General features: G+C 67.8%; 27 protein-coding genes, 2 tRNA genes and 1 riboswitch. Of the genes, 16 read left to right on the top strand and 13 right to left on the bottom strand.

Annotation, left to right across the window (positions count from 1 at the left end):
- Positions 1-245: 245 nt before the first annotated feature.
- Positions 246-318, bottom strand: a tRNA-Arg gene (locus tag ACWDRB_RS66230).
- A 190-nt stretch (positions 319-508) separates the two neighbouring features.
- On the opposite strand from ACWDRB_RS66230, the gene ACWDRB_RS66225 reads away from it, so the two are divergent.
- From ACWDRB_RS66225 to ACWDRB_RS66205, 5 genes are all read left to right on the top strand, one after another.
- On the top strand, positions 509-1711 hold the full coding sequence (locus tag ACWDRB_RS66225; RefSeq protein ID WP_350732491.1) for a sensor histidine kinase: 1203 nt from the start codon (positions 509-511) through the stop codon (positions 1709-1711).
- Positions 1708-2340: a response regulator transcription factor gene (locus ACWDRB_RS66220; protein WP_350732492.1), complete on the top strand. Its 633-nt coding sequence runs from the start codon at positions 1708-1710 to the stop codon at positions 2338-2340. The genes ACWDRB_RS66225 and ACWDRB_RS66220 overlap by 4 nt, the downstream gene beginning before the upstream one ends.
- Before the next feature lie 264 nt (positions 2341-2604).
- The gene (locus ACWDRB_RS66215; RefSeq protein WP_449912427.1) at positions 2605-2898 is read left to right on the top strand and encodes a hypothetical protein; all 294 of its coding nucleotides are present in this window, start codon (positions 2605-2607) and stop codon (positions 2896-2898) included.
- A 1-nt stretch (position 2899) separates the two neighbouring features.
- Positions 2900-3631, top strand: coding sequence for a prolipoprotein diacylglyceryl transferase (locus ACWDRB_RS66210; RefSeq protein ID WP_449912425.1), 732 nt, complete (start codon positions 2900-2902; stop codon positions 3629-3631).
- Positions 3628-5160: a radical SAM protein gene (locus ACWDRB_RS66205; RefSeq protein ID WP_449912423.1), complete on the top strand. Its 1533-nt coding sequence runs from the start codon at positions 3628-3630 to the stop codon at positions 5158-5160. Before ACWDRB_RS66210 ends, ACWDRB_RS66205 begins: the two co-directional genes overlap by 4 nt.
- A gap of 5 nt (positions 5161-5165) precedes the next feature.
- Here the strand turns inward: ACWDRB_RS66205 and ACWDRB_RS66200 are convergent, their stop codons facing one another.
- From ACWDRB_RS66200 to ACWDRB_RS66190, 3 genes are read right to left on the bottom strand one after another with little or no spacing between them, the layout of a single operon-like run.
- Complete coding sequence (locus tag ACWDRB_RS66200) at positions 5166-6377, bottom strand: hypothetical protein (protein WP_449912422.1); 1212 nt, start codon at positions 6375-6377, stop codon at positions 5166-5168.
- Positions 6374-6841 carry a SigE family RNA polymerase sigma factor gene (locus ACWDRB_RS66195; protein ID WP_350732501.1) on the bottom strand — a complete coding sequence of 156 codons (468 nt, stop codon included), beginning with the start codon at positions 6839-6841 and terminating at the stop codon, positions 6374-6376. Before ACWDRB_RS66195 ends, ACWDRB_RS66200 begins: the two co-directional genes overlap by 4 nt.
- A gap of 39 nt (positions 6842-6880) precedes the next feature.
- Complete coding sequence (locus ACWDRB_RS66190; protein ID WP_350732503.1) at positions 6881-7339, bottom strand: MaoC family dehydratase; 459 nt, start codon at positions 7337-7339, stop codon at positions 6881-6883.
- A gap of 263 nt (positions 7340-7602) precedes the next feature.
- Here ACWDRB_RS66190 and ACWDRB_RS66185 point away from each other — a divergent pair, with 263 nt between their 5' ends.
- Positions 7603-8784, top strand: coding sequence for an ATP-binding protein (locus ACWDRB_RS66185; RefSeq protein WP_350732505.1), 1182 nt, complete (start codon positions 7603-7605; stop codon positions 8782-8784).
- Between the two features lie 103 nt (positions 8785-8887).
- Here ACWDRB_RS66185 and ACWDRB_RS66180 read toward each other — a convergent pair whose 3' ends face one another.
- Together ACWDRB_RS66180 and ACWDRB_RS66175 are read right to left on the bottom strand one after the other, a co-directional pair.
- The gene (locus tag ACWDRB_RS66180; RefSeq protein ID WP_449912420.1) at positions 8888-9679 is read right to left on the bottom strand and encodes a MauE/DoxX family redox-associated membrane protein; all 792 of its coding nucleotides are present in this window, start codon (positions 9677-9679) and stop codon (positions 8888-8890) included.
- A gap of 7 nt (positions 9680-9686) precedes the next feature.
- Complete coding sequence (locus ACWDRB_RS66175) at positions 9687-10631, bottom strand: hypothetical protein (protein ID WP_350732508.1); 945 nt, start codon at positions 10629-10631, stop codon at positions 9687-9689.
- A gap of 216 nt (positions 10632-10847) precedes the next feature.
- Between ACWDRB_RS66175 and ACWDRB_RS66170 the strand changes: the two genes are divergently transcribed.
- A complete protein-coding gene (locus tag ACWDRB_RS66170; protein WP_350732510.1) occupies positions 10848-11357 on the top strand; it encodes a SigE family RNA polymerase sigma factor in 510 nt (169 codons plus the stop codon).
- Between the two features lie 22 nt (positions 11358-11379).
- On the opposite strand, the gene ACWDRB_RS66165 is transcribed toward ACWDRB_RS66170, so the two are convergent.
- Entirely contained in the window at positions 11380-11952 is a 573-nt protein-coding gene (locus ACWDRB_RS66165) for a MarR family winged helix-turn-helix transcriptional regulator (RefSeq protein ID WP_449912431.1), read from the bottom strand.
- Positions 11953-12061: 109 nt separating this feature from the next.
- Between ACWDRB_RS66165 and ACWDRB_RS66160 the strand changes: the two genes are divergently transcribed.
- Positions 12062-12628 (top strand): YceI family protein, encoded by a 567-nt coding sequence (locus tag ACWDRB_RS66160; protein ID WP_449912418.1) that lies wholly within the window; start codon positions 12062-12064, stop codon positions 12626-12628.
- A 162-nt stretch (positions 12629-12790) separates the two neighbouring features.
- Positions 12791-12880 (top strand) — tRNA-Ser (locus ACWDRB_RS66155).
- Positions 12881-13201: 321 nt separating this feature from the next.
- Here ACWDRB_RS66155 and ACWDRB_RS66150 read toward each other — a convergent pair.
- Positions 13202-13606 carry a hypothetical protein gene (locus tag ACWDRB_RS66150; RefSeq protein ID WP_449912417.1) on the bottom strand — a complete coding sequence of 135 codons (405 nt, stop codon included), beginning with the start codon at positions 13604-13606 and terminating at the stop codon, positions 13202-13204.
- Between the two features lie 357 nt (positions 13607-13963).
- Here ACWDRB_RS66150 and ACWDRB_RS66145 point away from each other — a divergent pair, with 357 nt between their 5' ends.
- A complete protein-coding gene (locus tag ACWDRB_RS66145) occupies positions 13964-14152 on the top strand; it encodes a hypothetical protein (protein ID WP_364263063.1) in 189 nt (62 codons plus the stop codon).
- Between the two features lie 183 nt (positions 14153-14335).
- On the opposite strand, the gene ACWDRB_RS66140 is transcribed toward ACWDRB_RS66145, so the two are convergent.
- A complete protein-coding gene (locus ACWDRB_RS66140) occupies positions 14336-14656 on the bottom strand; it encodes a DUF2716 domain-containing protein (RefSeq protein ID WP_449912429.1) in 321 nt (106 codons plus the stop codon).
- A gap of 304 nt (positions 14657-14960) precedes the next feature.
- Between ACWDRB_RS66140 and ACWDRB_RS66135 the strand changes: the two genes are divergently transcribed.
- The 3 genes from ACWDRB_RS66135 to ACWDRB_RS66125 all read left to right on the top strand — a co-directional run bounded on the left by ACWDRB_RS66135 (position 14961) and on the right by ACWDRB_RS66125 (position 17034).
- The gene (locus ACWDRB_RS66135; protein WP_449912415.1) at positions 14961-15419 is read left to right on the top strand and encodes a hypothetical protein; all 459 of its coding nucleotides are present in this window, start codon (positions 14961-14963) and stop codon (positions 15417-15419) included.
- A gap of 514 nt (positions 15420-15933) precedes the next feature.
- Positions 15934-16137, top strand: a complete 204-nt coding sequence (locus tag ACWDRB_RS66130) for a hypothetical protein (RefSeq protein WP_449912413.1) — start codon at positions 15934-15936, stop codon at positions 16135-16137.
- A 492-nt stretch (positions 16138-16629) separates the two neighbouring features.
- On the top strand, positions 16630-17034 hold the full coding sequence (locus ACWDRB_RS66125) for a hypothetical protein (RefSeq protein ID WP_449912411.1): 405 nt from the start codon (positions 16630-16632) through the stop codon (positions 17032-17034).
- A 174-nt stretch (positions 17035-17208) separates the two neighbouring features.
- Here the strand turns inward: ACWDRB_RS66125 and ACWDRB_RS66120 are convergent, their stop codons facing one another.
- Together ACWDRB_RS66120 and ACWDRB_RS66115 are read right to left on the bottom strand one after the other, a co-directional pair.
- Complete coding sequence (locus ACWDRB_RS66120; RefSeq protein ID WP_449912409.1) at positions 17209-17838, bottom strand: GNAT family N-acetyltransferase; 630 nt, start codon at positions 17836-17838, stop codon at positions 17209-17211.
- Between the two features lie 7 nt (positions 17839-17845).
- Positions 17846-17945: riboswitch (SAM riboswitch) on the bottom strand.
- A gap of 68 nt (positions 17946-18013) precedes the next feature.
- On the bottom strand, positions 18014-19195 hold the full coding sequence (locus tag ACWDRB_RS66115) for a L,D-transpeptidase (RefSeq protein WP_449912408.1): 1182 nt from the start codon (positions 19193-19195) through the stop codon (positions 18014-18016).
- Positions 19196-19420: 225 nt separating this feature from the next.
- On the opposite strand from ACWDRB_RS66115, the gene pyrE reads away from it, so the two are divergent.
- Positions 19421-19945 carry an orotate phosphoribosyltransferase gene (gene pyrE, locus ACWDRB_RS66110; protein WP_355202957.1) on the top strand — a complete coding sequence of 175 codons (525 nt, stop codon included), beginning with the start codon at positions 19421-19423 and terminating at the stop codon, positions 19943-19945.
- Positions 19946-20049: 104 nt separating this feature from the next.
- A complete protein-coding gene (locus ACWDRB_RS66105) occupies positions 20050-20736 on the top strand; it encodes a hypothetical protein (protein WP_449912407.1) in 687 nt (228 codons plus the stop codon).
- Between the two features lie 32 nt (positions 20737-20768).
- On the opposite strand, the gene ACWDRB_RS66100 is transcribed toward ACWDRB_RS66105, so the two are convergent.
- Positions 20769-21290 carry a 2'-5' RNA ligase family protein gene (locus ACWDRB_RS66100; RefSeq protein ID WP_449912405.1) on the bottom strand — a complete coding sequence of 174 codons (522 nt, stop codon included), beginning with the start codon at positions 21288-21290 and terminating at the stop codon, positions 20769-20771.
- 253 nt (positions 21291-21543) lie between these two features.
- On the opposite strand from ACWDRB_RS66100, the gene ACWDRB_RS66095 reads away from it, so the two are divergent.
- Complete coding sequence (locus ACWDRB_RS66095) at positions 21544-22401, top strand: class I SAM-dependent methyltransferase (protein WP_449912404.1); 858 nt, start codon at positions 21544-21546, stop codon at positions 22399-22401.
- 5 nt (positions 22402-22406) lie between these two features.
- Here the strand turns inward: ACWDRB_RS66095 and ACWDRB_RS66090 are convergent, their stop codons facing one another.
- Positions 22407-23150, bottom strand: coding sequence for a hypothetical protein (locus ACWDRB_RS66090; protein ID WP_449912402.1), 744 nt, complete (start codon positions 23148-23150; stop codon positions 22407-22409).
- Between the last annotated feature and the right edge of the window lie 199 nt (positions 23151-23349).

Below are 23349 nucleotides of genomic sequence, written 5' to 3'. Positions count from 1 at the left end.
GTCCTCCAGGTCGATCTCCGTCGATGCCTGGATCACAGTACTCATCAGGTGCGTTCTCCTTGATCAGGAGTTACACCAGTGACCGTACAGACCCGAAGCGTCAGCGGCGGACGTCTTCGCTCAGGAGGTGGGTGAGTAGCGGGAGCCACGCTGTTAGCAAAGGTGTTAGCAAGATCCCGAGCTTGTCCTGACAAAGCACGAAGGCCCGCTCCAGGTTGTCCCTGGTGGCGGGCCTTTCGACTGTGCGCGGCCGACAGGAGTCGAACCCGTAACCTTCTGATCCGTAGTCAGATGCTCTATCCATTGAGCTACGGCCGCTCGCTGCGTAAGCAAGCATAGCGGGTTCTGCGGAGTACCTCGAACCAGATATGGCAACCGTGGGGCCCGCTCCCTCCATCTTGCCCGTGATCTCGCTGGTTGGCCGGGGGTGGCGGTACATCGAAGGGTGTATCCACAGGCGGGTCCCGCGCAGGAGGGAACAGGGCGTGTGGGGTGGTGAGATGGGGACATGAAACGGGAGGCGTTGGGGGCCGGGGTGGCCTTTGCGATGGGGGTGGTTCTCATCGCGGGTGGGGCCGCGCTCCAGCGGGGCGTGCCCGTCTGGCTGCTGTGCGTGCCGCTGGCGATCACCTGTGCCGGGGTGCTGGTGCGGCAGCGGGCGCCCCTCGCCTCGCTGGGGCTGGGGGTCGTCGCGATCACGATCGACGCGTTCGTGGGGCCTTCGCTGGCGACGGTGCTGATTTTCACTGACAACCTCTATGCCGCGGCGCTTTACGGGCCGGCTCGGTTCGCTCGGTGGCTGCTCGGGATCACCGCCGTGCTGGCGGTCGCGGCCGGGGCCGTGGCCGGGTTCCTGGCCGCGGACTGGCGGCTGCTCGCTGTCATGGGGGTGCAGGCGGGGCTGGTGCTGGTGACGCCTGTCACCACGGCGCTGGTGCTGCGGGAGCACCGGGATCGGGCGGCGGCGGAGCGGGAGCGGGCCGAGCAGGTGGCTCATCTGGCCGAGCTCGACCGGCAGGCGGCCGTCGCGGCGGAGCGTACGCGGATGGCTCGCGAGCTGCACGACATGATCGCGAACCATTTCAGCGCCATCGCCATCCAGTCCACCGCCGCGCTTTCGCGCAAGGATCTCGATCGGGCGACCGTCCGGAAGGTCATGGAGTCCGTACGGGAGAACAGCGTGAAGGGGCTGGCCGAGATGCGGACGATGATCGGGCTGCTGCGGCAGGAGGGTGACGATCCCGCTGAGGCCATGCGGCCTCGGCTGGCCGATGCGGAGACGTTGGTGGAGCGGGTCACGCGGGCCGGGCTGGTCGCCGAGCTGCGGGTCGAGGGGGAGCCGCGGGAACTGCCCGCATCGGTTGATCTCGCCGGATACCGGATCCTGCAGGAGGCGCTCACCAACGCGCTCAAGCATGGGGACTCGCCCGTCCGGGTCGTCATCGCGTACGAGGCGGGGCGGGTTCTGATGAGTGTCGAGAACGCGGTCGGCGGGCGCGGGGCGCGGCTGCCTGGTGCTGGGGCAGGGCTGATCGGGATGCGGGAGCGGGTCTTGCTGGTCGGTGGTTCTTTCGAGGCCGGGGCTTCGGGGGACGGTGATCTGTGGCGGGTGTCGGCTGAGTTGCCCACCGGTGATGAGCAGGCGGTGCCGTACGCGGCCGTCCTGGGCCTTGGCTCGCGGGAAAGGGAGTCGGGGGTCGAGGCGCGGTGACGATCAAGGTGCTGGTGGCCGACGATCACGCGGCGGTCCGGGCGGGGATCGTGCTGATTCTGGACGGGGCCGAGGACATCGAGGTCGTCGGCGAGGCGGCGGACGGGGAGCAGGCCGTGGCCATGGCCCGGGAGGTGCGCCCGGACGTGGTGCTGATGGACGTGCGGATGCCGCGGCTCGACGGCATCTCGGCCACGCGGGAGCTGGCGGGGGTCAGCGACGTGCTGATCCTGACCACGTTCGATCTTGACGAGTACGTCTTCGGGGCGCTGCGGGCGGGGGCCGCCGGGTTCCTGCTGAAGAACACCGATGCCGAATCGCTGGTCGAGGCCGTACGGCTGGTGGCGCGCGGGGATGGGCTGATCTCGCCGGGGGTCACGCGGAAGCTGATCGCGGCGTTCGCCGGGCAGGCGCCGCGGAGGGAGCCGGCGGCCGATCCGGGGAGTTTGACGCCTCGGGAGCGGGAGGTGCTGGCCTGCATCGGGCGGGGGCTGTCGAACGCCGAAATCGCCAGAGAGCTGGACATGGCGGAGGCCACGACGAAGACGCATGTCAGCCGGGTGCTGAACAAGCTGGGGTTGAAGAGCCGGGTGCAGGCGGCGATTTACTACTCGGGAGAAGGGGCGTAGAGGCTTAATCTGGGCGTTGTGAGCACGCCGCCGCCCCCGCCCCCGGAGCAGCCCGGAGAGCCCACCCCGCCTTCGGGGGAAGGGTCATCCGAGGGGCAGGCCGGTTGGGTCCCCCCGTCTCCGGGGTACGGATCCGGGCAACCGCCGTACGGGCCGCCGCCTCCGTACCCGAGCGGTCCCGGTCAACCGCCCCACGGGCAGCCTCCATACGGTCAGCCGCCCTATCCTCAGGGGGCGCCGGCGGCTGGGCGTACGTCTACGGGGGTGTTCGTCGCGTTGGTGTTCGCCGGCGTGGCCATCTACAGCGTTTTCAACATCGTCATCGGGCTGCTCGTCTTCGTCGCCGCGTTCGGCACATCCGACAGCGCCACCACCCCATACCTGGTGGTCGGCGCGATCTTGCTTGCCCTCATCGGCCTGGGCGCCGGCGCGGGGCTGCAGTTCGTCCGCAAGCCGTGGACCAAAGGCATAGGCCTCGGCCTCATGATCGGATGGGCGCTCTGGTCTATTGTGACCGCCGGCTTCTGCACGGGCCTCAACCCCGGCCTGTACACCTGACATGCCCTACCACGAGATATTCGTCGGCCTGGGCGTGCTCGTGGCCTCCGTCGTCTTCGTACGGGAGGCGCGGCGGAGGGGCGCGCTCAACGAGCAGTCGCTGACCGCCGTCGCCGGCGCGCTGGTCGGGGGAGCCATCGGGATGCGGCTGGCGGGCTGGCTGGAGACGCTGGATCTCAAGGACCTCTGGCTGTACGGCTCCCGCAGCATCCTCGGCGGCCTGACCGGCGCGTACGTGGGCGTGCTGCTGGCCAAGAAGATCATCGGCTACAAGGAGCGGACGGGAGATCTGTTCGCCCCGGCCGTCGCGCTGGGCATGGCGGTCGGCCGGATCGGCTGCCATCTGACCGAGGCGCCGGGCAGGCCGACCGAGCTGCCATGGGGAGTGCACGCGCCCCCGACCACTCCCGAGTGCCCCGGGTGTCTCACCGGGCAGGCCATGCACCCGTCGTTCATCTACGAGATCATCTTCCAGCTCGCCGCCTTCGCCGCGCTCCAATGGGCGCGCAAGCGGCTCACTCGGCCGGGCGAGCTGTTCACGCTCTACGTCGCCGCGTACGCCGTCTTCCGCTTCCTCGTCGAGTTCACCAGGGCGAACGAGACGGTCTGGCTCGACCTGACCAGGCCCCAGTGGTTCCTCGTCCCGAGCCTGCTGCTGCTCGCCCTCAGGCTCGGGTACGGCTGGCGGCGCGGCTATTACGATCCCCTGTTCGAGCGAAGGGTCATGGCATGAGTGCAGGTATGGGTTTGCGGGGCGACCGCATCCACAGGTACGTCAATGCGTTCTGCCCCCACTGCCACGGCCAGGACCTCGACAAGGTCGAGCGGCTGAGCGGCTATCTGGCTGAACGCGACGGCAGGATCTGGCTGGAGCGCGGCTGCCGCGAACACGGCCTAATCAAGACGTTGTACGACGAAGACCCAGAAATCCTGAAATATCTCGAAGAGTGGACCGCTCCGACCAAGCAGCACGTACCCGATGTTTCCGGGAACTTCCTCCCCATCCCTTCCGCCTACCTCCACGGTCTCCCCGAAATGCAGACCCAGCACACCTGCATTCTCCTTGAGGACATCGCCGAGGCCTGCAACCTCCGCTGCCCCACCTGCTTCGCCGACAGCTCCCCCGACCTGACCGGCATCGTCCCCGTCCAGGACATTCTCGCGAACGTCGACCAGCGTCTCGAAAGGGAGAACGGCAAGCTCGACGTCCTCATGCTGAGCGGCGGCGAGCCCACGCTCCACCCCGAGCTCAAGACCCTCCTCACCGAGCTCGAACAGCGTCCCGTCACCCGCATCCTGATCAACACCAACGGCGTCCTCGTCGCCAGGGACGACTCCCTCCTCGACCTGCTCACCGAGCACAGGGATCGGGTGGAGGTCTACCTCCAGTACGACGGCCCGTCTGCCGAGGCCTCGAAGCGCCACCGGGGCGGCGACCTGACGCGCATCAAGGCCCAGGCCGTGAGCAGGCTGTCCGAGCGGGAGATCTTCACGACCCTCGTCATGACCGTCGCGCTGGGCGTCAACGACGGTGAGATCGGCGACGTCGTACGCCTCGCCCTGGACACGCCGTACGTGGGAGGCGTGTCGATCCAGCCCCAGTTCGGGTCCGGCAGGTCGGGCGCCATCGACCCCATGGACCGGCTCACCCACACCGGCGTGCTCAAGCGCCTCGGCCCGCAGACCGACGGCCTCGTGACCTGGCGCGACCTGACTGCCCTGCCCTGCTCCCACCCCCATTGCTGCTCGGTCGGCTACCTCCTGCGCGACGACTCGAGAAGGTGGCGCTCGCTCACCGCGCTGATCGGTCACGACCGCCTCAAGCAGAACCTGGGCCTGGTCTCCAACCGCATCGCCGACACCGAGCTGCCGCGCGAGCTGCGCCTGGCCGTACAGGAGTCGCTGCTCGGCCTGCTGTCGGAGCAGTCGTCACTGTCGCACCCGCAGATCGGCGACCTGTGGCGGACCATCAGCGAGAACTGCGACCTGGGCATCTCCACGCTGCTCGCCCTGACCGTCAGGCGGAAGAAGCTGCGCAGGATGTTGGGGGAGCGGGTGGTCCGGATCACGATCAAGCCGTTCATGGACATCTCAACCATGATCGAGGAACGGCTCGCGCAGTGCTGCGTGCACGTGGGGACGCGGGCCGAGCAGGACCAGTGCGCGCCGTTCTGCGCCGTGCAGGCCTGGCCCCAGCTCTCCCGCCAGCGCCTGTCGGCGGTGGCGGCGCGGCCGCGCGCCCCGTTCGAGGCGGCCCTGTAGGGGAGTCACCGGGGGATGGCGGCCGTGTTCAGAACGATGTACTCCTTGGCGTCCTGCACTCTCGCCGCGGTGTACCAGAAGGGCGTGGTCGACGGTGAGGTCGAGTAGCCGTACCCCACCGAACCGTCCCCCGCGGCGAACGGCCTCTCCCCGAGCTTGGCCATCGTCCCGGTCGCGAAGTCGTACACGATGTTCAGCGGCACCCCCCGCTTCATCGGCTCATCCAGCACGCTGAAGATCGCATAACGGACGCCCAGCAGCCCAAGTCTGACGTTTCCGATCGGCCGCAGCTGCTGGGGCAGGGCCTGCCGCTCGGACCCGTCCACGCGCTGTACGATCGCGCGCCGCTCCTGCGCTCCGACGCACCATTCCGGATGGCACTGCATCGACCGCACTCCGTCGGGCAGGGAGACCTCGGCCGACTCGCCGGTCTCCAGGTTGACGATCCGGTTCTGGCCCGCCGCCCAGGGCCAGTAGGTCAGCCGGAGCCCGTCGGTGCCGGGCAGCCGCTGAGGCGTCCCGCCGGTCACGGGCATGCGGTAGACACCGCCTCCTCCTCTGACCGACCACACGAGGGTGTCTCCCGGGATCCCGAACGACTCGACATCCTGCGCGATCTCGCCGACGCGCCTGGCCGCCCCGCCCGCTCGGGGCATGATCCAGAAATTCACCGGCCCACCGGCGAGCGGGCCCGTGTACCAGGCGATGTACTGCGTTCCCACCGCCACGTATCGCAGATCCTGGGCCTCGGGGATGGAACCCAGGATCCGGATCGCGCCGCGCGCCGAGTCGTACACCTCCAGCCGCCGGTCCTTCTTGGACTTCGCCAGCAGCAGCACCTCGGTCGCGCTCATGCTGGTCGCCACCTGCGTTCGCCAGCCCTCGGAATCGTAGGCGGGCACTTTGACCACAGCGCGCGGCCACAACTCGGCGGCCGACCTGATCGAGCCCCAGCCGTGCAGGACCGTCGCGGGCTCGGCCCGGCGACCGTCGCCGACGCGTGAGACGACCGCCGCCGTACCCGCCACGACCGCCACCACCGCCGCGGCGGCGAGCACCACCCGCACGCGCTTCCTGGTACGCCGGGTGCGGCGCCGGTGGGCCACGCCGCCCGCCAGATCATGCCCTTCGACCTGGACAGCGGCCGCCCGCAGGGTCCGGACCAGATCGCGCTCGTCCCGCACCGCGTCACCACGCCTTCCCGAAGCCCCGTTCATCGCGCCTCCTGCAGCACTCGCTTGATCCGGAGCTTGTCCAGGGCGCGGGCTGCCTGGCTGCGTACGGTTCCGCGGGAGACGCCGAGGATCTCGGCGATCTCTATGTCCGAGAGGTCCTCGTAGTATCGGAGCACGAGTACGGCCCGCTGCTTGCGGGGCAGTTCCTGGAGCTCGGCCCAGAGGTCGGCGTCGCCGTAGCGATCGAGTTCGCCGCGTTCGGGGACGGTGGCCACCAGGTCCTCCCGGCGCCGCCGGCGCCACGACCTGATGTGGAGCCTGACCATGGTCGTGCGGACGTACCCCTCGGGGTCGTGCTTCTTACGCACGCGGGGCCAGGCGTCACCCAGCCGGGCCAGGGCCTCCTGTACGAGATCGGCCGCGTCCTCGGAATTTCCGGCCAGCACGAAGCCGTACCGGAGCAGCGCGTCGCCCCGGGCTCGGACGAACTCGTCGAAATCCTCCACGAACCCAGGGATCACACGGGACGCGCTTCTGTTGCAAACCTACTCGGCGGGAACGTACAGGCTCAGCGTCTCGGCGATGCAGGCGGGCCGCTTCTCGCCCTCGATCTCGATCGTCATCTTCAGGTTGGACAGGTAGCCGGCGGGGGTGCCCTTCACGTCCGTCAGCTCGCCCACGGCCCTGATCCGGGCGCCGACCAGGATCGGCCGGGGGAAGCGGACCTTGTTGAGGCCGTAGTTGACGCCCATGGCGATGCCCTCGACCTTGACCATCGAGAACATGAACGACGGCAGCAGCGACAGGCTCAGGTAGCCGTGGGCGATCGTGGCCCCGAACGGCCCCTCCTTGGCCCGCTCCACGTCGACGTGGATCCACTGGTGGTCGTCGGTGGCGTCGGCGAAGAGGTTGACCTGGTCCTGGGTGACGGTGCGCCACTCGGTCGGGCCGAACTTCTCGCCGACGGCCGCCTTGAGCTCCTGAACATTCGCGAAGGTCCGCATGGATCCGAACGCTATTGCGCAGGCGGGACGGGTGCCAAGTTCGGCGCCGCGGCGACCTGTTGCGAAGATCTTTACTCGAAACCATCGCATAGGTGTTCGAGTCCGCGCTACAGTTCTGTGTACCGCAATCGAACAAGGGTTCGGCCTGGTGAGAGGGGGTGTGTCCGATGACGGTGCTCGCGACCGCCCCTGCTCGGACACGCCGTAGCACTTTCTTCCCAAATCTAAGACGGCCGCTATATCCGGCAATAAAGTCCGAGAGCGTGGACCCTGTGCGAAACCCCTACGCCCCCGGAGCCGGCCAGCGTCCGCCGGAGCTCGCCGGGCGCGACCGAGAGCTGCAGCAGTTCGAGGTCGTGCTGGAGCGGGTGGCCCGCGGCCGTCCCGAGCGCAGCATGGTCGTCACCGGCCTGCGAGGGGTCGGTAAGACCGTCCTGCTCAACACGTTCAAGTCCATGGCCATGCAGCGGCTGTGGGGCACGGGCAAGATCGAGGCCCGGCCCGACCAGTCGATCCGGCGCCCCGTGGCGGCCGCGCTGCACATGGCCATCCGGGAGCTGGCGCCGCGCCACCGCGCCCCCGAGCGCATCGAGGAGTTCCTCGGCGTGCTCAAGGCGTTCGCGATGCGCGATCCGGCGGCGGCCAAGGGCACCTCGCACTGGTCGCCCGGCATCGAGGTGCCTGCCAGCCGCGGGCGCGCCGACTCCGGCGACCTGGAGATCGACCTCACCGAGCTGTTCGTCGACGCCGCGAGCGTGGCCACCGACCTGGCCGTGGGCATCGCGCTCTTCATCGACGAGATGCAGGACGTCCCGGCCGCCGACGTCTCCGCGCTCTGTGCCGCCTGCCACGAGCTGTCCCAGACAGGCGGGCCGCTGATCGTGGTGGGGGCCGGGCTGCCGCACCTGCCGAGCGTGCTGTCGGCCAGCAAGAGCTACTCCGAGCGGCTCTTCCGCTACGCGCGCATCGACAAGCTCGACCGCGAGGCGGCCGATATGGCGCTGATCCTGCCGGCGCGGGAGGAAGAGGTGGAGTTCACCCAGGAGGCCCTCGACGCCCTCTACGAGGCGGCCGACGGCTACCCCTACTTCGTGCAGGCGTACGGCAAGGTCGCCTGGGACCTGGCGCCGCGCAGCCCGATCACCATCGAAGACGTCAAGGTCTCCGCGCCGGAGGCCGAGGAGGAGCTCGCGGTCGGGTTCTTCGGCAGCCGCTACGAGCGGGCCACTCCGGCCGAACGCGACTACATGCACGCCATGGCGCAGATCGGCGACGAGCCGGTCGCCACCGCGGAGGTGGCCGACGCCCTCGGGCGAAAGCCGTCCAGCCTCTCACCCGCCCGTGACAGCCTCATCAAGAAAGGGCTCATCTACAGCGCCGAGCGCGGCCTGATCGCGTTCACGGTGCCGCACTTCGGGAAGTTCCTGCGCGCTCAGCCGATCTGAGCGACGCCCCTAGACCTCTATTGGGCTGTCTAGTGGGGAAGCTAGACAGCCCAATAGAGCCATATCGCCATGCCTGTCGAGCGGAATCTAACGCTTTCTAGCGTCAGGCCGATACTGGCGTATATTCCGGCAGAGTCCCGTTGCCCGCCGCGCTGACCACGGCCATCCGCACCGCCGGGCGCCGGCCGCTGAGGTAGACGGCGAAGACCACGTCGTCCGCTTCGTGGTTGCGGAAGGCGTAGAAGCGCCAGCACAGCTCGCGCCAGCTGTCGTACGGCTCAGCCGAGGTCAGCTCGCCCGCGTGGGCCCGCCAGGTGCCGCTCGACCTGAGCCTGGCCAGCGTGACCGACTCGGCGGGGCCGCGGCGTTGCTCGCAGGGGGCGCGGAACCGTACTCGGTCGATCAGCTCCTCGATCTCCGGGGAGAGGAGCGCGAGCACGGCCACGCCCGCGACCGTCAGCCACTGCGGGTGGACCACGGCCACCCACCCCGGCACGGGCGCCCACACCGACAACCCGGCCATCCCGGTCAGCGCGACCGTCCGGCCGACCGAACGCAGTCCGACCGGCGCCGAGCTCACCTCGCCGAAGCAGCCGCAGCCGGCGTCCGGCCGGCGTCTGCGCAGCTCCAGCAGTACGTACGTGGACAGGGCGAAGAAGGCGACCGTACCCCACCGGAAGAACGAATGCGTCGTGACCAGCAGCCCCACGGCCAGGAACAGCTCACCCGCCGCGCAGACCAGCAGCGCGACGGCCTGCATCCGCCCCGGCACCAGGACCGCGGGCCCCAGCCTGGACAGCGAGCCGGGTTCGCCTCCCGTGCGCACGGTGATCAACTTGGCCATCATGCCCAAGAGGAGCACCGCGATCAGAAGCGGCAGCTGCGATTCGAACACGTGCCCGTCACCCCAATCCGATCTGAGCGTTGAAACAGCCTTTGACCAGGTCGCCGCCGAGCTCCACATAGGAGAACGGCGACAGCTCCACGACCCGCCCGCGCGGCGACGTGTCGCACTCGACGCAGCGGTCGCAGAAGCGCCCCGCCACGCACCCGCACGCCACCACGGGAACGTTGGCGTTCCGCTGCGAGCACAGGTTCCTGACCTGGAGCAGCGACCCGACGGCGAGGTACGGCAGCCCGGTGCACGACACGCCGGCGTCGGGGCAGCCGGTGTCGGAGCGCTCCAGCATCGGGTACGCGGCGCCGCGCTCTTCCTCGTCGAACGTGTCCGACCAGGTGGCGGGGCCCGAGATGCGGGACTGCAGCCCGGCGTACGCGGGCGGCGGGGTGGGCACCGCGCGGGCCGGGTAAGGGGGCTGCGAGGTGGCGGGCAACATGGCCAGGCTCGTCCCGTTCTGCCTGATCCCGATCGCGTCGAACAGGTAACCGGGCTCGAACTTGGGATGCCGCACCTGCAGCCGCCCCGACGCCCGGTAGGGGATGACGACCGTGCGGTGGCCCCGGTGCGGGCCGCAGTCGAGCTCGACCGTCAGGTCCCTGCGCCCGCTGATCGACAGGATCGTCCCGGTGATGCGGGTGGTGTCCGCCCAGATGCGCTCCACCACGCGTCCGTCACGCGTACGCATGACGACCATGGAACCCGCGGGGAGGTCGGCGGGCGCGGCGTCCTTCCCGTGCCAGGCGGTGGCCCAGGGGGCGATCACGAGCCGCTCCTCGGCGCCGTCGGGGGTCTCAATGATGATCAGATGCGGGCTGACGTCCTTGATCTCGCCGGCGACGGCGCGTAAAGGCTCCCCATTGTCCGGGTCAGGACCGGGAACGCCGGATTCGCGACCGAGCGCGGCCGCGGCGAGCACCCGACGGCGCTCAACGCTCGGATACCCCATCGGCCCCTCCCTCGTCGGTACTAGATTCACACGACTTGGGCGTAGCTCACACCGTAGCGGCGCAGACGGGATCAAAATACGCATCCCCCGGGAAGTGAGATGACACCCGGCGTCGAACAAACCGCCACCGACCTTGACCTACCTTTATCGTCGGCGGGCCGAAACCTGAATTCTGGTTCAAGCTCAATAGAGCATCAGGCTGCGATTCTGGCCACGATGCAGACCACCGGTTGGGAAGACGAGTTCCGCGAGTACGTGAGGGCGCGCGGTCCTGCGCTGCTGCGCGCGGCCCACCAGCTCACCGGACACCCGCTGGACGCGGAGGATCTGCTGCAGAACGCGCTGACCAAGACGTACCTGGCCTGGGACCGCATCGAGGACCGGGGGGCGCTCGACGGGTACGTGCGGCGGGCCATGGTGAACATCAACATCTCGCAGTGGCGGCGGCGCAGGCTGGAGGAGTACCCCTCGGACGATCTGCCCGAGGTGTGCTGCACCTCCGAGGAGCCGCACGGGGACGTGCACGAGCAGCTGGAACAGGCTCTGGAGGAGCTGCCGGAGCGGATGCGGGCAGCGATCGTGCTGCGTTATTACGAGGACATGACCGAGCCGGAGATCGCCAGGACGCTGGGGATCAGTGTGGGCACGGTAAAGAGCACGGTGTCGCGCGCGATGGCCAAGCTCAGGAACGCGCTGGGCCTTCCATCGCACGGGCACGGCTCATGACCTTCGATCTACTACCTCGGCCTCATGGGGCTTCGGCTCGCACGCCCATGGCGGCTTGCGCCAGGGCCGTGGCTTCTTCCGGCTGGTGTGCGGCCATCTCCGTGCATGCTGCCGTGGCCTGAGCCCCAGTCGCCCCACTTGCCCCTGCGGTGGCGCAGGGCCGTACCACGTCCCTGATCTTCCGCAGCGTGGCCAGGAACGCCTCCAGCTCCTCCGCGCCCAGCAGCCCGGTGAACCAGTCGTCGATGTCCTGCACGTGCTGCGGCAGGACGGACTCCAGCCGCGCCCGCCCGGTCTCGGTGAGTACGGCGTAGGAGGCCCTGCGGTCGCTGGGACACGCCTGCCGGGTCACCAGCCCTTCCCGCTCCAGCCGGTCGACGACCCTGGTCACCCCACTCGTCGACAGCTCGGTCTGCGCGGCCAGATCGCTCATCCGCAGCCGTTGTCCCGGGGAGCGGCCCAGCCGGAGGACGGTCTCGAAATCGATCTCCGACAACCCCGCGCCGCCGAGCACTGGCTGAAGTCTGGCCAGCAGCCCCCCATGCACCTCCGTCAGAAGCCCAACGGCCGTCAGCCGGTGGTCGTCAAAGTTCATCACCCTCATAGCGTAACCGACGATAGTTGACGCGCGGAATATTCCTCGTGTAGAAATTTGTTGCCGCAGACATCCGCACAGCAACGAACCCCAATCGAGGAGAACCCCGATGACCACCACCCGCACCTGGGAGTCCCTGACCATCCCCGCCGCCGGCACCTACAACTTGGACGTGGCTCACACCCGCATCGGTTTCGTGGTCAAGCACATGATGGTCAGCAAGGTCCGTGGCCACTTCGGCTCCTTCAGCGGCTCGGTCACGATCTCCGAGAACCCGCTCGAGTCGACCGCCGAGCTCACGATCCAGGCCGACAGCATCGACACCGGGGTCGCCGACCGCGACGGCCACCTGCGCAGCGACGACTTCCTGGCCACGGAGAAGTTCCCGGCGATCACCTTCAGGAGCACCCGCGTGGTCGGCCACTCGGGCGACGAGTTCACCGTCGCCGGCGACCTGACCGTCCGTGACGTCACCAAGGAGGTCGAGCTCACGGTCGAGTACGGCGGCGCCGGCACCAACCCGTGGGGCGCTCCGGTCTGGGGCTTCTCGATCACCACGGAGTTCGACCGCGAGGAGTTCGGCCTGACCTGGAACCAGGCCCTGGAGACCGGCGGCGTTCTGGTGGGCAAGAAGGTAAAGATTGAGATCGAGGGCGAAGCCAACCCGGCCGCGTAACCCGGTTATCCACAGCCCCGAAGCCCGTCCACGCTCTGGGCGGGCTTCATCCACAGGCAGTTACCCACAGGCTGTTGATAACTCTTGGCGAAGGACGGGGATCAATCACTTTGCCGCCTCGCCAGAAGGCCGGTACGCTGTCCTGAGCCGCGAAGGCTTCCAGGAGGATTCGCCTAGTCAGGTCTATGGCGCCGCACTGCTAATGCGGTTTGGGTTTACCGCCCATCCGGGGTTCAAATCCCCGATCCTCCGCAGGCGGAAGGCCCTCTCCCTTGAACGGGGAGAGGGCCTTTTTGATCTCTGTGGGCGTCAGGGTTGCGGTTTGGGTTGCAGTTGCCCGTCAGGGCGTGCCACAGAGGGCCTGGTCCATGCGGTTGCTGGCGTCCTTCATCTGGAGAGTCGCCACATGGGTGTAGCGCTCTGTGGTCGTCACCCGGGTGTGGCCGAGGATCTATGACCAGCGGAGTCCGAGAGCTTCGCCTTGCCGGACGCCGAGTGCCAGAGCGACGGACCAGCGAGCGCCGTTCCTCCTGGTCGTGGCGACGTCGAGGATGCGCCGCGCCTCTTCTCCTGTCAGGGTTCGATCTCCGTTGTGGCGGCGGAAGGCGCGTCCACCAACGTGGCTACGTTTCGTGCGAGGCGTCCCCGCCGTACTGCGATCGTGAGGGCACGAGACAGGATGCGGTGGACCCTGAGAACGCTGCTGGAGGAGAGGCTCTCTTCGAGCAGCGCGGTATAGGCGGTGACCAGGTGTTCAGAGGTGAGCCGATCGAGGCGATGCTTGCCGTGGAGCGGCACGATCCAATTCCTCGTCTTGGATCGGTAGTCCGTCAGCGCCATTTTCTCCGAGAGGACCAGGCGCTCGCAGATCACATCGAGGAACTCCGCCATCCATTCGGCGACGGTCGGAGCACGTCCCGCCTCGCTCACGCGCCCTGACTCTCGCTGGTTTTCCAGCTCGCGGACCTTGCGCGTCACCTCCGCCTCTGTCTTGCCCTTACGGTGGCGGCGATCAGGTGACCCGTCCGGCTTGATACCGACTCCCCGGCCCTCCGCCCGCCGTCCGGGCGTGCGGCCTGGGGGCCGGTCTCGGACGGCGCGGGACGCCGGGCCGGGCACCGCACGCCGCCCCCGCCGTACCGACCGAACGCACCGGCCGGGGTTGCCGCACCGCCGCACCCAAGCAGCCCCTACGATCGCCGCGGCATGGCTGGTCGTCGTACACGGTAGGGGGTGATCGACGATCCAGGGTTCGTTTCTCACCCTGGCTCACCGAGTAACGTGGCTGATCGCCGAGCTTGACCCCAGAACCGGCGGATTGCAGGGTGACGAGCTATGGGCAGGAGGCGCTACGTTGCCAGAGGCGTTCCCGGCGGCTACCGGATCTGGGACAACAAGGTGCGACGCTGGTGGGGCGACCTCTACGAGTCATGCCCCGACGATTTGCTCGACGAGTTGAACGGCGCGCGTGACTACGACAAGATCACGGCGCTCCTCAAACGTTATCGAGCTATGAAGCGGTAGGAGGTGCTCCTCCCCAGGCGAAGGTTTTGCCAGGTGGTGCCCGATATGCCATCCCATGGCTTCCAGCCGTGCCAAAGGACCAGTGGGGTGTCTGTAGCCGTCCGTGTGCCAGTCGGAACGGATCATTGGGTAACCGCCAGCGGCCAGTCGGTGGTACGGCTGACGTGCCGACATGGCATGTCGTCAGGGACCAAAGCTCCAGACGTTGCCAACGGGGCGCCCGCCGCGCCGCAGCACGGTGCCAAGAAGGCCAGTGAGGTCATCGTCTACGTGGGTGAGAAGTTCGTCACCGAAGACACATAAGGATGCTTCCCGCCAGTTGCCGAACGTGCCCATCCGGAGGTCCCCGGTGACTTGGATGACGTGTTCATCGATGAGGTAGGCGTAACTCGTCCACGGGGGCTGCCCTGGCCCGCCGACGCGGGTTGGGTCGAGGCGGGAGCCGCTGACGTACCACTTGAGGCGGTAGAGCCGAGCGCTGGCACGTAATCCGCGCGCGACGATCTCCTCTACCTCTGGCCTCTAGCGTGGTGTCGAGGCTAAGCACGGTTCGGGTGAAGGGCATCACTTCGACACCGAGTACCGACGCGCGGGGCGCGCTAGTCGTGCCCTTCAGATGCCGGCGGCGCCGTACTGCACCCCGAGGTTGGCACCCCGGCGTGTGCGTTGTGCCGTCGTGAGCTCGTGGCTCGAGGTGCACCATCAGCCGCGATCGAGATGGCTACCCGATATGTCCGCTGAGAAAGCGCACGTCAACCGGCACGCATGCATGCTCGCTCACGCTTCCATCACCCGAGAAGGAGAACCCATGCGTACCCTTACCGTCCTGCCTGGCGCCCTGATCGCCGGCCTGCTGCTGGCAGGCTGTGCCCCTACTGCCAAAGGACTGCTGTCCGCCCCCGCCTCCACGAGTGGCACACCCTCGGCAGCCGCGACCACCTCCGCCAGCCCGGCCTCGTTCACGCACACGCCTGACCCTGAGGAATTCAGCCTCCGCGTGAAGGTCCTAGAAAAGAAGTGCTACGGCAGCGCCGGCTGCAACGTCACCTACAGCATCCGCGTCAGCTACTCCGGACCGGCTCTGAACCCGGACCAGGAGTACCAGGTCACCTATGAGGTGACCGGCCTCGAGGACGGCCCGGCCGTCAACACGTTCACGATTCAGGGGGATGAGGTCAGCTACCAGGAGGAGGAGTTCGCCTCGACTCCGTCCTCGTCCAGGACGCTCAAAGCGAAGGCGACGGAGGTGGAACGCCTCGGCCTGTAGATGGCGCCATATGGCTGCCGCGCCCGCCTGGCGGTGGACCATGCCGGACCTTCGCCGGACCGTTAGGCCCGGCAATCATCGGTCTTGCCGGTCGTCATCAGTAGGGAGACGAGTGGGTTGACCGGGGGTTTCGGTACTCATCGATCACGACCGGCTCTAGGCGATCACAGCGGACAGGGGACTGCTAGTGCGGTTGGGTTTACCGCCCATCCGGGGTTCACATCCCCGATCCTCCGCAGGCGGAAGGCCCTCTCCCGTAGTTGGGAGAGGACCTTTTTTTGATCTTCTATGGGCAGCGGGTTGCAGACACTCGGCGAGATGTGGCGCAGCTTCGTCTCGCTGCTCTCCGGCTCGGGCACGCCTCATAGGTCATCTCGGTCTGGTCGGCCACAGCAACACCACCGTCACCGAGAGCTGCTCGCCCGTGTTCCTGGAAGGGCCCATGCATTGGATCTTTCCTGAGCGAAGATGCATGGACCATCATCTGTAGCCTCACCCAACCGAAGGATGGTCGTTGAAGCGCAGCAGCGGAACTCGCCGTAGTGGTGCTCGTAGTCTCGTCCTTCTCGGCTGGTTGTTCCTCGTTGTGGCCGGCTGGGTCGTTCTCACCGGAACAGGGGGCGATGCGACCACAATGGTGATCGCGCTGGTGGGCGTGGGGCTGGGGTTTCTCATCACAGCCGTCGTGCTGGCGATCGAGGACCTTAACCGGCACTGATCAGGGAGACCCCAGAGGGCGTCTTTCATCTGGAGGGTTGCTACGTGGGGGTAGCGCGCCCGGTGGTGGTCACACGGATGTGGCCGAGGTTTTCCTGAACGCCTTGCTCGATGAGGAGGGCATTGTTGGCTTGGGGTCCCGTACGTCGGCCTGCTTGAGGATGGACTTCCGCTGCTTCTAGTTCTCCGTGCGCTCGATCGGGTCGCCAAGCTTCGTGGTGAAGACCAGATCATGATCGGTCCACCTGTTTCCCGGCCTTAACCCCTTCCTCGGACTGCGCCCGTAGGAGGGCAGGAGCGCGACAGGCGGTGTCCCGGGGGGCGATCAGGTCGGATGCTGTGTCGCTGTCGGCGGCAGTGTCAGCACGCCAACGGCCCGATATCAGAGCGGTCGGCGACAGTGAATGCACGGAGCGCGAATCGGGCCACGCCCAGCTCGCCCTCACCCCCCGTGGAAGCCCGTTTCATAGCAGACCTGAAGGAGTACAGCACCATGTCCATCACCCTCACCGACCAGGACAAGCTCACCCTGCGGACCGCCGCGTGGGGCGCCGTCTCGCTGATGTCCGCCGCCGGTGCCGCCGGCTCGGCCCACAAGGTCGCCACCGAAGGCTCCATCGCCCTGACCTCCGCCACCGGCCCCGTCGGACACGTGCTCACCAAGGCGCCCAAGGGCGTCAAGTACGGCAAGTCCGTCGCCGACCTGGCCGACCTGGTGCTGCCGGCGCTGACCGCGTCCATGAACCTGCTCAAGCAGCAGGACCCGGCCGAGGCCGACAACTTCCGCAGCACCGTCAGCGTCGCTCTCGAAGCAGCCGCCCGCACTCACCAGGGTCGGCCCAGCCCTACCCTGGCCGAGATGACCCGCAAGATCACCGCAGCGCTCGACGCTGCTTGATGGGATGTCAACCTCGTGTCGCGGGGTCCACTCCGGACCCCGTGACAAGGCGGCGTGACGGGTCAGGCACGGGTCGAGTCCCGCCACCGGGCGGCCAAGCTGGTGGGCGCCGAACTTACCGACAGGCCGTGTTCAGACGCTCAGGGGCGCCTCACCGCACCCAGCCGAAGCTTCTCAGAGGGCCGGCGAACGGGAGCTCACGGCGGTGAGACGGGCTTGCAGTGCCGGTTTGACGGTAGGCCAGTCTTCGGCGACCACTGCGAACATGGCCGAGTCGCGGACCTTGCCCTCCTCGCCGTGCGCCCACGACATGGACCAGGCGCGCAGCACGCCCTCGAAGGGGATGCCGAGGCGTTCCAAGGCCTGGCGGCACCGGTGGTTGCGGGCGTCGGTCTTCAGGTCGACGCGGGCAACGCCGAGCGTGTCGAACGCATACGACAGCAGCAACAGCTTCGCCTCGGCATTGATCCCGGTGCCCTGCGCCGAGGCGGCCAGCCAGGTGAAGCCGATCTCGATCGCGCGCAGGTCCGGCCGGTCCGGCCACCTGCGGGGATCCCACAGGCCGGTGCAGCCCACCACCTTGCCGTCGGTGAGCCGAACCTGCGCGAATGGGGTCAGCCCGTCGCGGACGAGCTGGGCCGCCAGGTAGTCCGGTATCTCGCGAGCGCGAGGCACCAGCGTGAAGTCGTAGGACGACCGATCCTCCTCGGCCGCTTCCGCGAGATCCGGCGCATGTCGCATCGCCAGCGGCTCCAACCGCACCAGATCCCCGGAAAGGACAGGAACATCAAGCCGCACGCTCATCAGCTCTCCCTCATCGTTCCTGGCATTGGCACCTTTCCCGCGGATTCCCGCCGGGGAGGTTGCCGGACCGTCACAGGGCCAGGTCCCTCAGATCCTCTGGATGAACTACCGAGTCGAGATCATGCCCGCACAGGCGGACACCGTCAATTCGCAAGCGGGTCTGCCCAATCCATCCCTAGGCGTTGATCGACTTGCCGAGGGCGCTGCCCGCGAGCCAGTCGTCCCATGACTTCGCCCACGGCGTCGGCCCGTTGCCGAACTCGAGCTTCCGCGACGTCCCCGTGACCTCGATGATGTCTCCCCGCTGCGTGAAGTTGTAGAACCAGCGGGCGTTGGCCATGCTGGCGTTCACGCAGCCATGGCTGACGTTGCTGTTGCCCTGCGCGCCGGTCGACCAGGGCGCGGCATGGAAGAACATGCCGCTGTAGGTCATCCTGACATTCCACTTGGTATGGGCGTAGTACTCGCCGGGCCTGCCGATGGTGGCCGAGTCCATGAGGGTCGACGCGGCCTTCTCCTGGGCGATCATGACGCCGGACCAGCTTTCGTCGCCCTTCTTGCCCAGGCTGACCGGGATGGCCTTGACGACCTTGCCGTTCTCCCGCACGACCGCCCGGTGGGTGCCATTGCGGATCTTGGTGATGTGCTCGTCGCCGACGGTGAACGTCAAGCTGCGGTCCCTGGTGCCCCACAGGTCCCGGCCCGCCCGCAGCCCGGCCAGGTGCGCGACCACCGTGACCTGCTCGCCGACCGGCCAGTACTCGCGCGGCCTGAACTGGACCTCGCGGTCGCTCACCCAGCTCCACGCCCCCTCGACCGGCTTCGACATCCGCACCTCCAGCGACCTCTCGACCGCGGCCCGGTCGCTCCTGGCGGTCATGGGGCGCGACAGCAGGAGCTGGACGGGCATGCCGACGCCGACCTTCTCGCCGTCCAGCGGGGACATGCCGCTCTCCAGCACCCGCTTCGGCTTGAGCGTGGTGAACGTGGCCCGCGCGGTGACGGGTTTGCCGTCCCTGCCGGTCGCCTGCGCGCTCACCGTGTACGCGGTCGAGGGCCGCAACGGCCACGTGGGGTGCCACGTCCCGTCCGCGCCGAGGGTCCCGCGGACCTCATGCCCCTTGGCGTCGGCGACGGTCAGCTTGGTGACCTTGCCGTCGGTGGCCTTGACGCTGACCCCGGCATCCGGGGGCACCTTCTTCGTGCCGTTCGCCGGGGTGATCGACAGCTTGGCTGCGAGGGCCCGCTCCTGTGGGCCGGCGGGCGGTGGTGGGTTCGAGCCACCCGAGGTGCAGCCTGCGGTCAGCAGCAGCGTAGCCGTGAACGTGCTGACGAGTATGGTTCGGCCGTTCCGCATCGTCGATGCCTCCACTCCCCGACAAATAGGCATCTTTCGGACAAGACGGCCTATTAGCGATACGGAGAGCTATATGCCCATAACTGTAGGTAGCAATGCAAAAGTGCCTTGATCGATGCGGCAGGTTGCGAGGCAGGCGTATCCAGAGGGCATCTGCGAGATCGAGGAGTGGGACCGTGAGCGGCCCTGAGCGCGTCCGCCATGCCTCTGGGAGACTGGGTGCCTGTGACGCGCTCTGACCTGGCTCGCAGGATTCATGCCGCAGCCCACCTCACCGGCCACTTCGTGCTCCGCTCAGGACGTACCGCCACCGAGTACTTCGACAAGTACAAGTTCGAGGGTGATCCCGTTCTGCTGGATGACATCGCTCGGGCGATGGCGCCCGTGGTCCCGGGGGACATCGAGGTGTTGGCCGGGCTCGAGATGGGCGGGATTCCGGTGGTCACCGCGCTTGGCCGGCACACCGGTCTGCCGTGTGCGTTCGTCCGTAAGCAGGCCAAGGCGTACGGGACCTGTCGTCTGGCCGAGGGTGCGGATGTGGTGGGGCGGCGGGTTCTGGTGGTTGAGGATGTTGTCACCAGCGGTGGCCAGATCGTCCTGTCCACTGCTGAGCTGCGGAGCCTCGGGGCTCAGGTCAGTGAGGCATTGTGCGTCATCGACCGCGAGCAGGGAGGTGCGGCGGCGTTGGCCGCGGAAGGCATCAGGCTTTCGTCGTTGTTGACCGCGACCGATCTGCGCATGACGGACTGATCCGCCGGGCCCATCGACATGGGCTTCTCTCTACGATCGTCACCCGTCCGGGCAGGCAGAACAAGACTGTTTCTTTGGTCGGTGCCGTCGCCATGCTGGTAACCGTGAACGCCACAAACAGCGAGGTCTGGGATCCGTTCGGCACCTTGCACAACGCCCTGTGGATCGGAGGGGGACAATGGGCCGGCAAATCCACCGTCGCCAGGCTGCTGGCCACCCGGTACGGGCTGACCGCCTATCACTACGACTATCACGACGCACGTGCGCACAATGACCGTCGGATCGCCCGTCGCGTGCGGCTTGGCGAGCCCATCGCGGACCCTGAGCCGGACGCCGTCTGGGTGAACACCAGCCCGCAGAAAATGGCCGACGAGATCCTGGCCGGCTTTCCCGCGCGGTTCGAATGGGCTCTGGATGACCTGCGTGGCCTGGTTTCGGGGCGGCCGGTCGTCGCCGAAGGCTGGGGGCTGCGTCCCGAACTGGTCGCTCCCATCATCGACTCAACCTGGCGAATGATCGTCATGGTGCCGAGCGAAGAGTTCCGCCGGCGTCAGGTTCGCGAGCTGCCCCGGGCCGCCGCCGTCGATCACCAAGTCAGCGATCCTGATCGAGCACAGCGTAACCGACTCGCCCGAGACCGGCTCGTCGCCGACGAGGCCGTTCGTTCCGCTCGTCGTTTGGGCATCCGGGTTCTGGAAGTGGATGGGGTCGATGATGCGGAGGCTGTGGCGGATATTGTGGCCGACCACTTCAGTGCCTATCTGCCGCTTACGAACGTCTACGGGTCTTGATTACGCGGGCTCCGCGGAAGAGTTGTACGCATTCATGGAACCAATGGCGTGACCGTGCCCGTGGTGGTCTCGGTGATGCCGATGCCGGAGACCGTGGCGACCGTCGGCTCGTAGCCGTGTACGGCATTCATCGCCTTCGGCAACTCTGCGCGGTCCAGCCCGATGGCGAGGGTGCAGTGGGGTATCCATTTGCCGGGGAGATAGTACGGCCAGTGTTTGATCTGGGTGCTCGGAAGAGCGGCGTGGATCCTCTTGTGGAAGGTCAGCAGTTCGGTTGTCACGGTGACTCCGACGAAGAGCACACCTTCCGCACCGGGAAATGTCCCTAGGAAACCCAGGTTCAGGGATGGCGCCGGTAGGAGGAGAGCCGAGCGCAGCTCGTCCAGGTCCGCCTCGTCCAAGGTCTCCGCGACAGCGAGCGATACGTGCGGGCGGTGGCGGCGGTGCGTCAGCGTCGCCAGACTGGGCAGACCGTGGTCCGCGAGAGACTGCCACATCCGCCGAATCCGCTGGTCCGCCTGATCATCGAAGAACATCTCGACTGCTTGAGCCATGGTCGGACCCTGTCATGCTCGATCCCGCACCGGCCAGCCTCTTGTGGGAGGGTTGAAGATCGTGAGTGCCGTTGATCAGGGCCCCTGAGGAGACAGTGGCAGTGATCGTGCGCGAGATTCCCGAGATCAACGGCGGGCTGCGGTGCAGTCGCCCGCCTGCGGCGACTCTGCCGTTTAACCACACTCCGGAGGGGTGAACGGCTCCGCCTAAATTGAGTCGCGGTGGCGATGGCGCGGTTCTTATCGTGTCGGCATGCCTTTCTACGCTCACTCGCTGGCCTGGCTGCTGGGGCTGGAAGGAATCGCGCTGTTACGCGCGCAGGCGGGTGATCTGGGGGATGCGGCCTTTGTGGAGGAGCGGATCGCCGAGATCCGCAAGATGGTGACCGACCCGGATCCGGAGCTGAACGCGGGTGTAGTCGTCGGCCAGGCCTCCACCACGGAGGGGTACGCGCAGTGGGCTGAGCAATACGACGGCGAAGGGAACCCGCTGATCGCCGTGGAGGAGCCGCTGGTGCGGCGCATCCTGGAAACGTTGGCGGTGGGGCGGGCGCTGGACGCCGCGTGCGGCACCGGCCGGCATGCCGCGTTCCTGGCCGGGCTGAGGCATGAGGTCGTCGGCGTGGACTCCTCGGCGGAGATGCTTGCCAGAGCGGAGGCCAAGGTTCCGGACGGGGAGTTCCGTCAGGGGGACCTGTGTCGCATGCCGGTCCCGTCGGCGAGTTTCGATGCGGTGGTCTGCGCGCTGGCGTTGACCCATCTGCCGGCCCTGGGGCCGCCGCTGGCCGAACTGGCCCGTGTCGCCCGGCCCGGTGGGCACGTGGTGCTGTCGGACATCCATCCGCTGTCGCTGTATCTGGGAGGCGTGCCGAGGGTGGCGGGACCGGACGGGGGCGTACGGGCCATGCCGGCCAGCCGCTTCCTGGCCAGTGACTACATCAACGCCATCCACGAGGCAGGGCTGCGGATCGTGGCCTGCCACGAACCTCGGTGGGGCGAGTCGCCCGGCGGGCACGGTGGCGCTCTCGCTCAGCGGTGGTGTTCGGAAGCGGCGGCGGTGGCCTATCGGGACACTCCCGCCTTGATCGTCTGGCATCTCCGAAAGCCCTGACCCGCTCACCAACTCAGCGCCTTCGGCCGGCCGGTCGTGGTGGGCGGCCGGTCACGGAGCACCCGGGCGCCGAGCGGGACCAGGGCCACGCAGAGCAGGCCGGTGACCAGCACGTCGGGGATGGAGGCGCCCTTCAGCACGCCCATCCACGTACCTCCTGCCAGCAGCAACATCACGGCGCGGGCGGTGCCGAAGAGACCTGAGCGCCAGGCGGCGATGGCCAGTAGCAGCGAGCCCGCGTACTGGCCGACGGAGGCCCAGACCGGTACCCGCCAGGGTCCGTAGGAGATGTCCACATACTCCTTCATGATCGCGCTCGTCGCCTGGTCCAGGCCGATGACCTCGGTGAGCTGGAAGGCGGTCTGGTCGGCGCCGGCGAAGTACAGGCGGGCGAAGAGGCCGATGACCAGCAGCGTGGCGCCCCAGTGGGCGAGGTGGCCGCCCACCTGCTGGGCCAGGGCGACGAAGGCGGGGAAGAGCAGCAGCGCCCCCAGCGCGAACACCGCGTAGGAGAGGGTGAGCAGGGCGGGTGCCGACGTGTAGGCGAGGAGCTGGCCGTAGGCGGCGAAGGGCTGTGCCTCGGCCCAGGCCTGCTGCTGAGGGGTGAGGGCGGTGACCGTGCTCAGGTAACGCAGCAGGTATCCGGCGCACATGATCACCGGTCCCACGATGAGCGTCACGCCGCCGATCCATCGTCCGGGGAAGGGAGTGTCCATCGGGGCGCCGGTGAGAGAGGAGGGGGTGTTCATGGGAGCGAGCCTGGCGCCGCCGAGGTGGACGAGTCATCGGCCGATGGTCAACCGGCGCCCCTGTCGAAAGTCAGGGGCGCCGGACAGGCGACCGGAAACGAAGGGGATGCTCCTATGGATGTCAAGCGGCGTGTTCTTGATCGTTTGAGGTGATGATGCGGTAGAGCTCGCGAGCCACGTAGCGTTTGAGGCAGCGGAT

Source organism: Nonomuraea sp. NPDC003707 (assembly GCF_053587055.1).
The sequence above is the reverse complement of the archived record's forward strand: the minus strand, read 5'-3'. Positions and strand labels throughout refer to the sequence as shown.

Excerpts from the sequence above, each read along its gene's own strand:
- ACWDRB_RS66225 (WP_350732491.1), top strand. The coding sequence starts at position 509 with ATGAAACGGGAGGCGTTGGGGGCCGGGGTGGCCTTTGCGATGGGGGTG.
- ACWDRB_RS66210 (WP_449912425.1), top strand. The coding sequence starts at position 2,900 with ATGCCCTACCACGAGATATTCGTCGGCCTGGGCGTGCTCGTGGCCTCC.
- ACWDRB_RS66205 (WP_449912423.1), top strand. The coding sequence starts at position 3,628 with ATGAGTGCAGGTATGGGTTTGCGGGGCGACCGCATCCACAGGTACGTC.
- ACWDRB_RS66200 (WP_449912422.1), bottom strand. The coding sequence starts at position 6,377 with ATGAACGGGGCTTCGGGAAGGCGTGGTGACGCGGTGCGGGACGAGCGC.
- ACWDRB_RS66190 (WP_350732503.1), bottom strand. The coding sequence starts at position 7,339 with ATGCGGACCTTCGCGAATGTTCAGGAGCTCAAGGCGGCCGTCGGCGAG.
- ACWDRB_RS66175 (WP_350732508.1), bottom strand. The coding sequence starts at position 10,631 with ATGGGGTATCCGAGCGTTGAGCGCCGTCGGGTGCTCGCCGCGGCCGCG.
- ACWDRB_RS66170 (WP_350732510.1), top strand. The coding sequence starts at position 10,848 with ATGCAGACCACCGGTTGGGAAGACGAGTTCCGCGAGTACGTGAGGGCG.
- ACWDRB_RS66165 (WP_449912431.1), bottom strand. The coding sequence starts at position 11,952 with ATGAACTTTGACGACCACCGGCTGACGGCCGTTGGGCTTCTGACGGAG.
- ACWDRB_RS66160 (WP_449912418.1), top strand. The coding sequence starts at position 12,062 with ATGACCACCACCCGCACCTGGGAGTCCCTGACCATCCCCGCCGCCGGC.
- ACWDRB_RS66145 (WP_364263063.1), top strand. The coding sequence starts at position 13,964 with ATGGGCAGGAGGCGCTACGTTGCCAGAGGCGTTCCCGGCGGCTACCGG.
- ACWDRB_RS66135 (WP_449912415.1), top strand. The coding sequence starts at position 14,961 with ATGCGTACCCTTACCGTCCTGCCTGGCGCCCTGATCGCCGGCCTGCTG.
- ACWDRB_RS66125 (WP_449912411.1), top strand. The coding sequence starts at position 16,630 with ATGTCCATCACCCTCACCGACCAGGACAAGCTCACCCTGCGGACCGCC.
- ACWDRB_RS66120 (WP_449912409.1), bottom strand. The coding sequence starts at position 17,838 with ATGAGCGTGCGGCTTGATGTTCCTGTCCTTTCCGGGGATCTGGTGCGG.
- ACWDRB_RS66115 (WP_449912408.1), bottom strand. The coding sequence starts at position 19,195 with ATGCGGAACGGCCGAACCATACTCGTCAGCACGTTCACGGCTACGCTG.
- ACWDRB_RS66100 (WP_449912405.1), bottom strand. The coding sequence starts at position 21,290 with ATGGCTCAAGCAGTCGAGATGTTCTTCGATGATCAGGCGGACCAGCGG.
- ACWDRB_RS66095 (WP_449912404.1), top strand. The coding sequence starts at position 21,544 with ATGCCTTTCTACGCTCACTCGCTGGCCTGGCTGCTGGGGCTGGAAGGA.
- ACWDRB_RS66090 (WP_449912402.1), bottom strand. The coding sequence starts at position 23,150 with ATGAACACCCCCTCCTCTCTCACCGGCGCCCCGATGGACACTCCCTTC.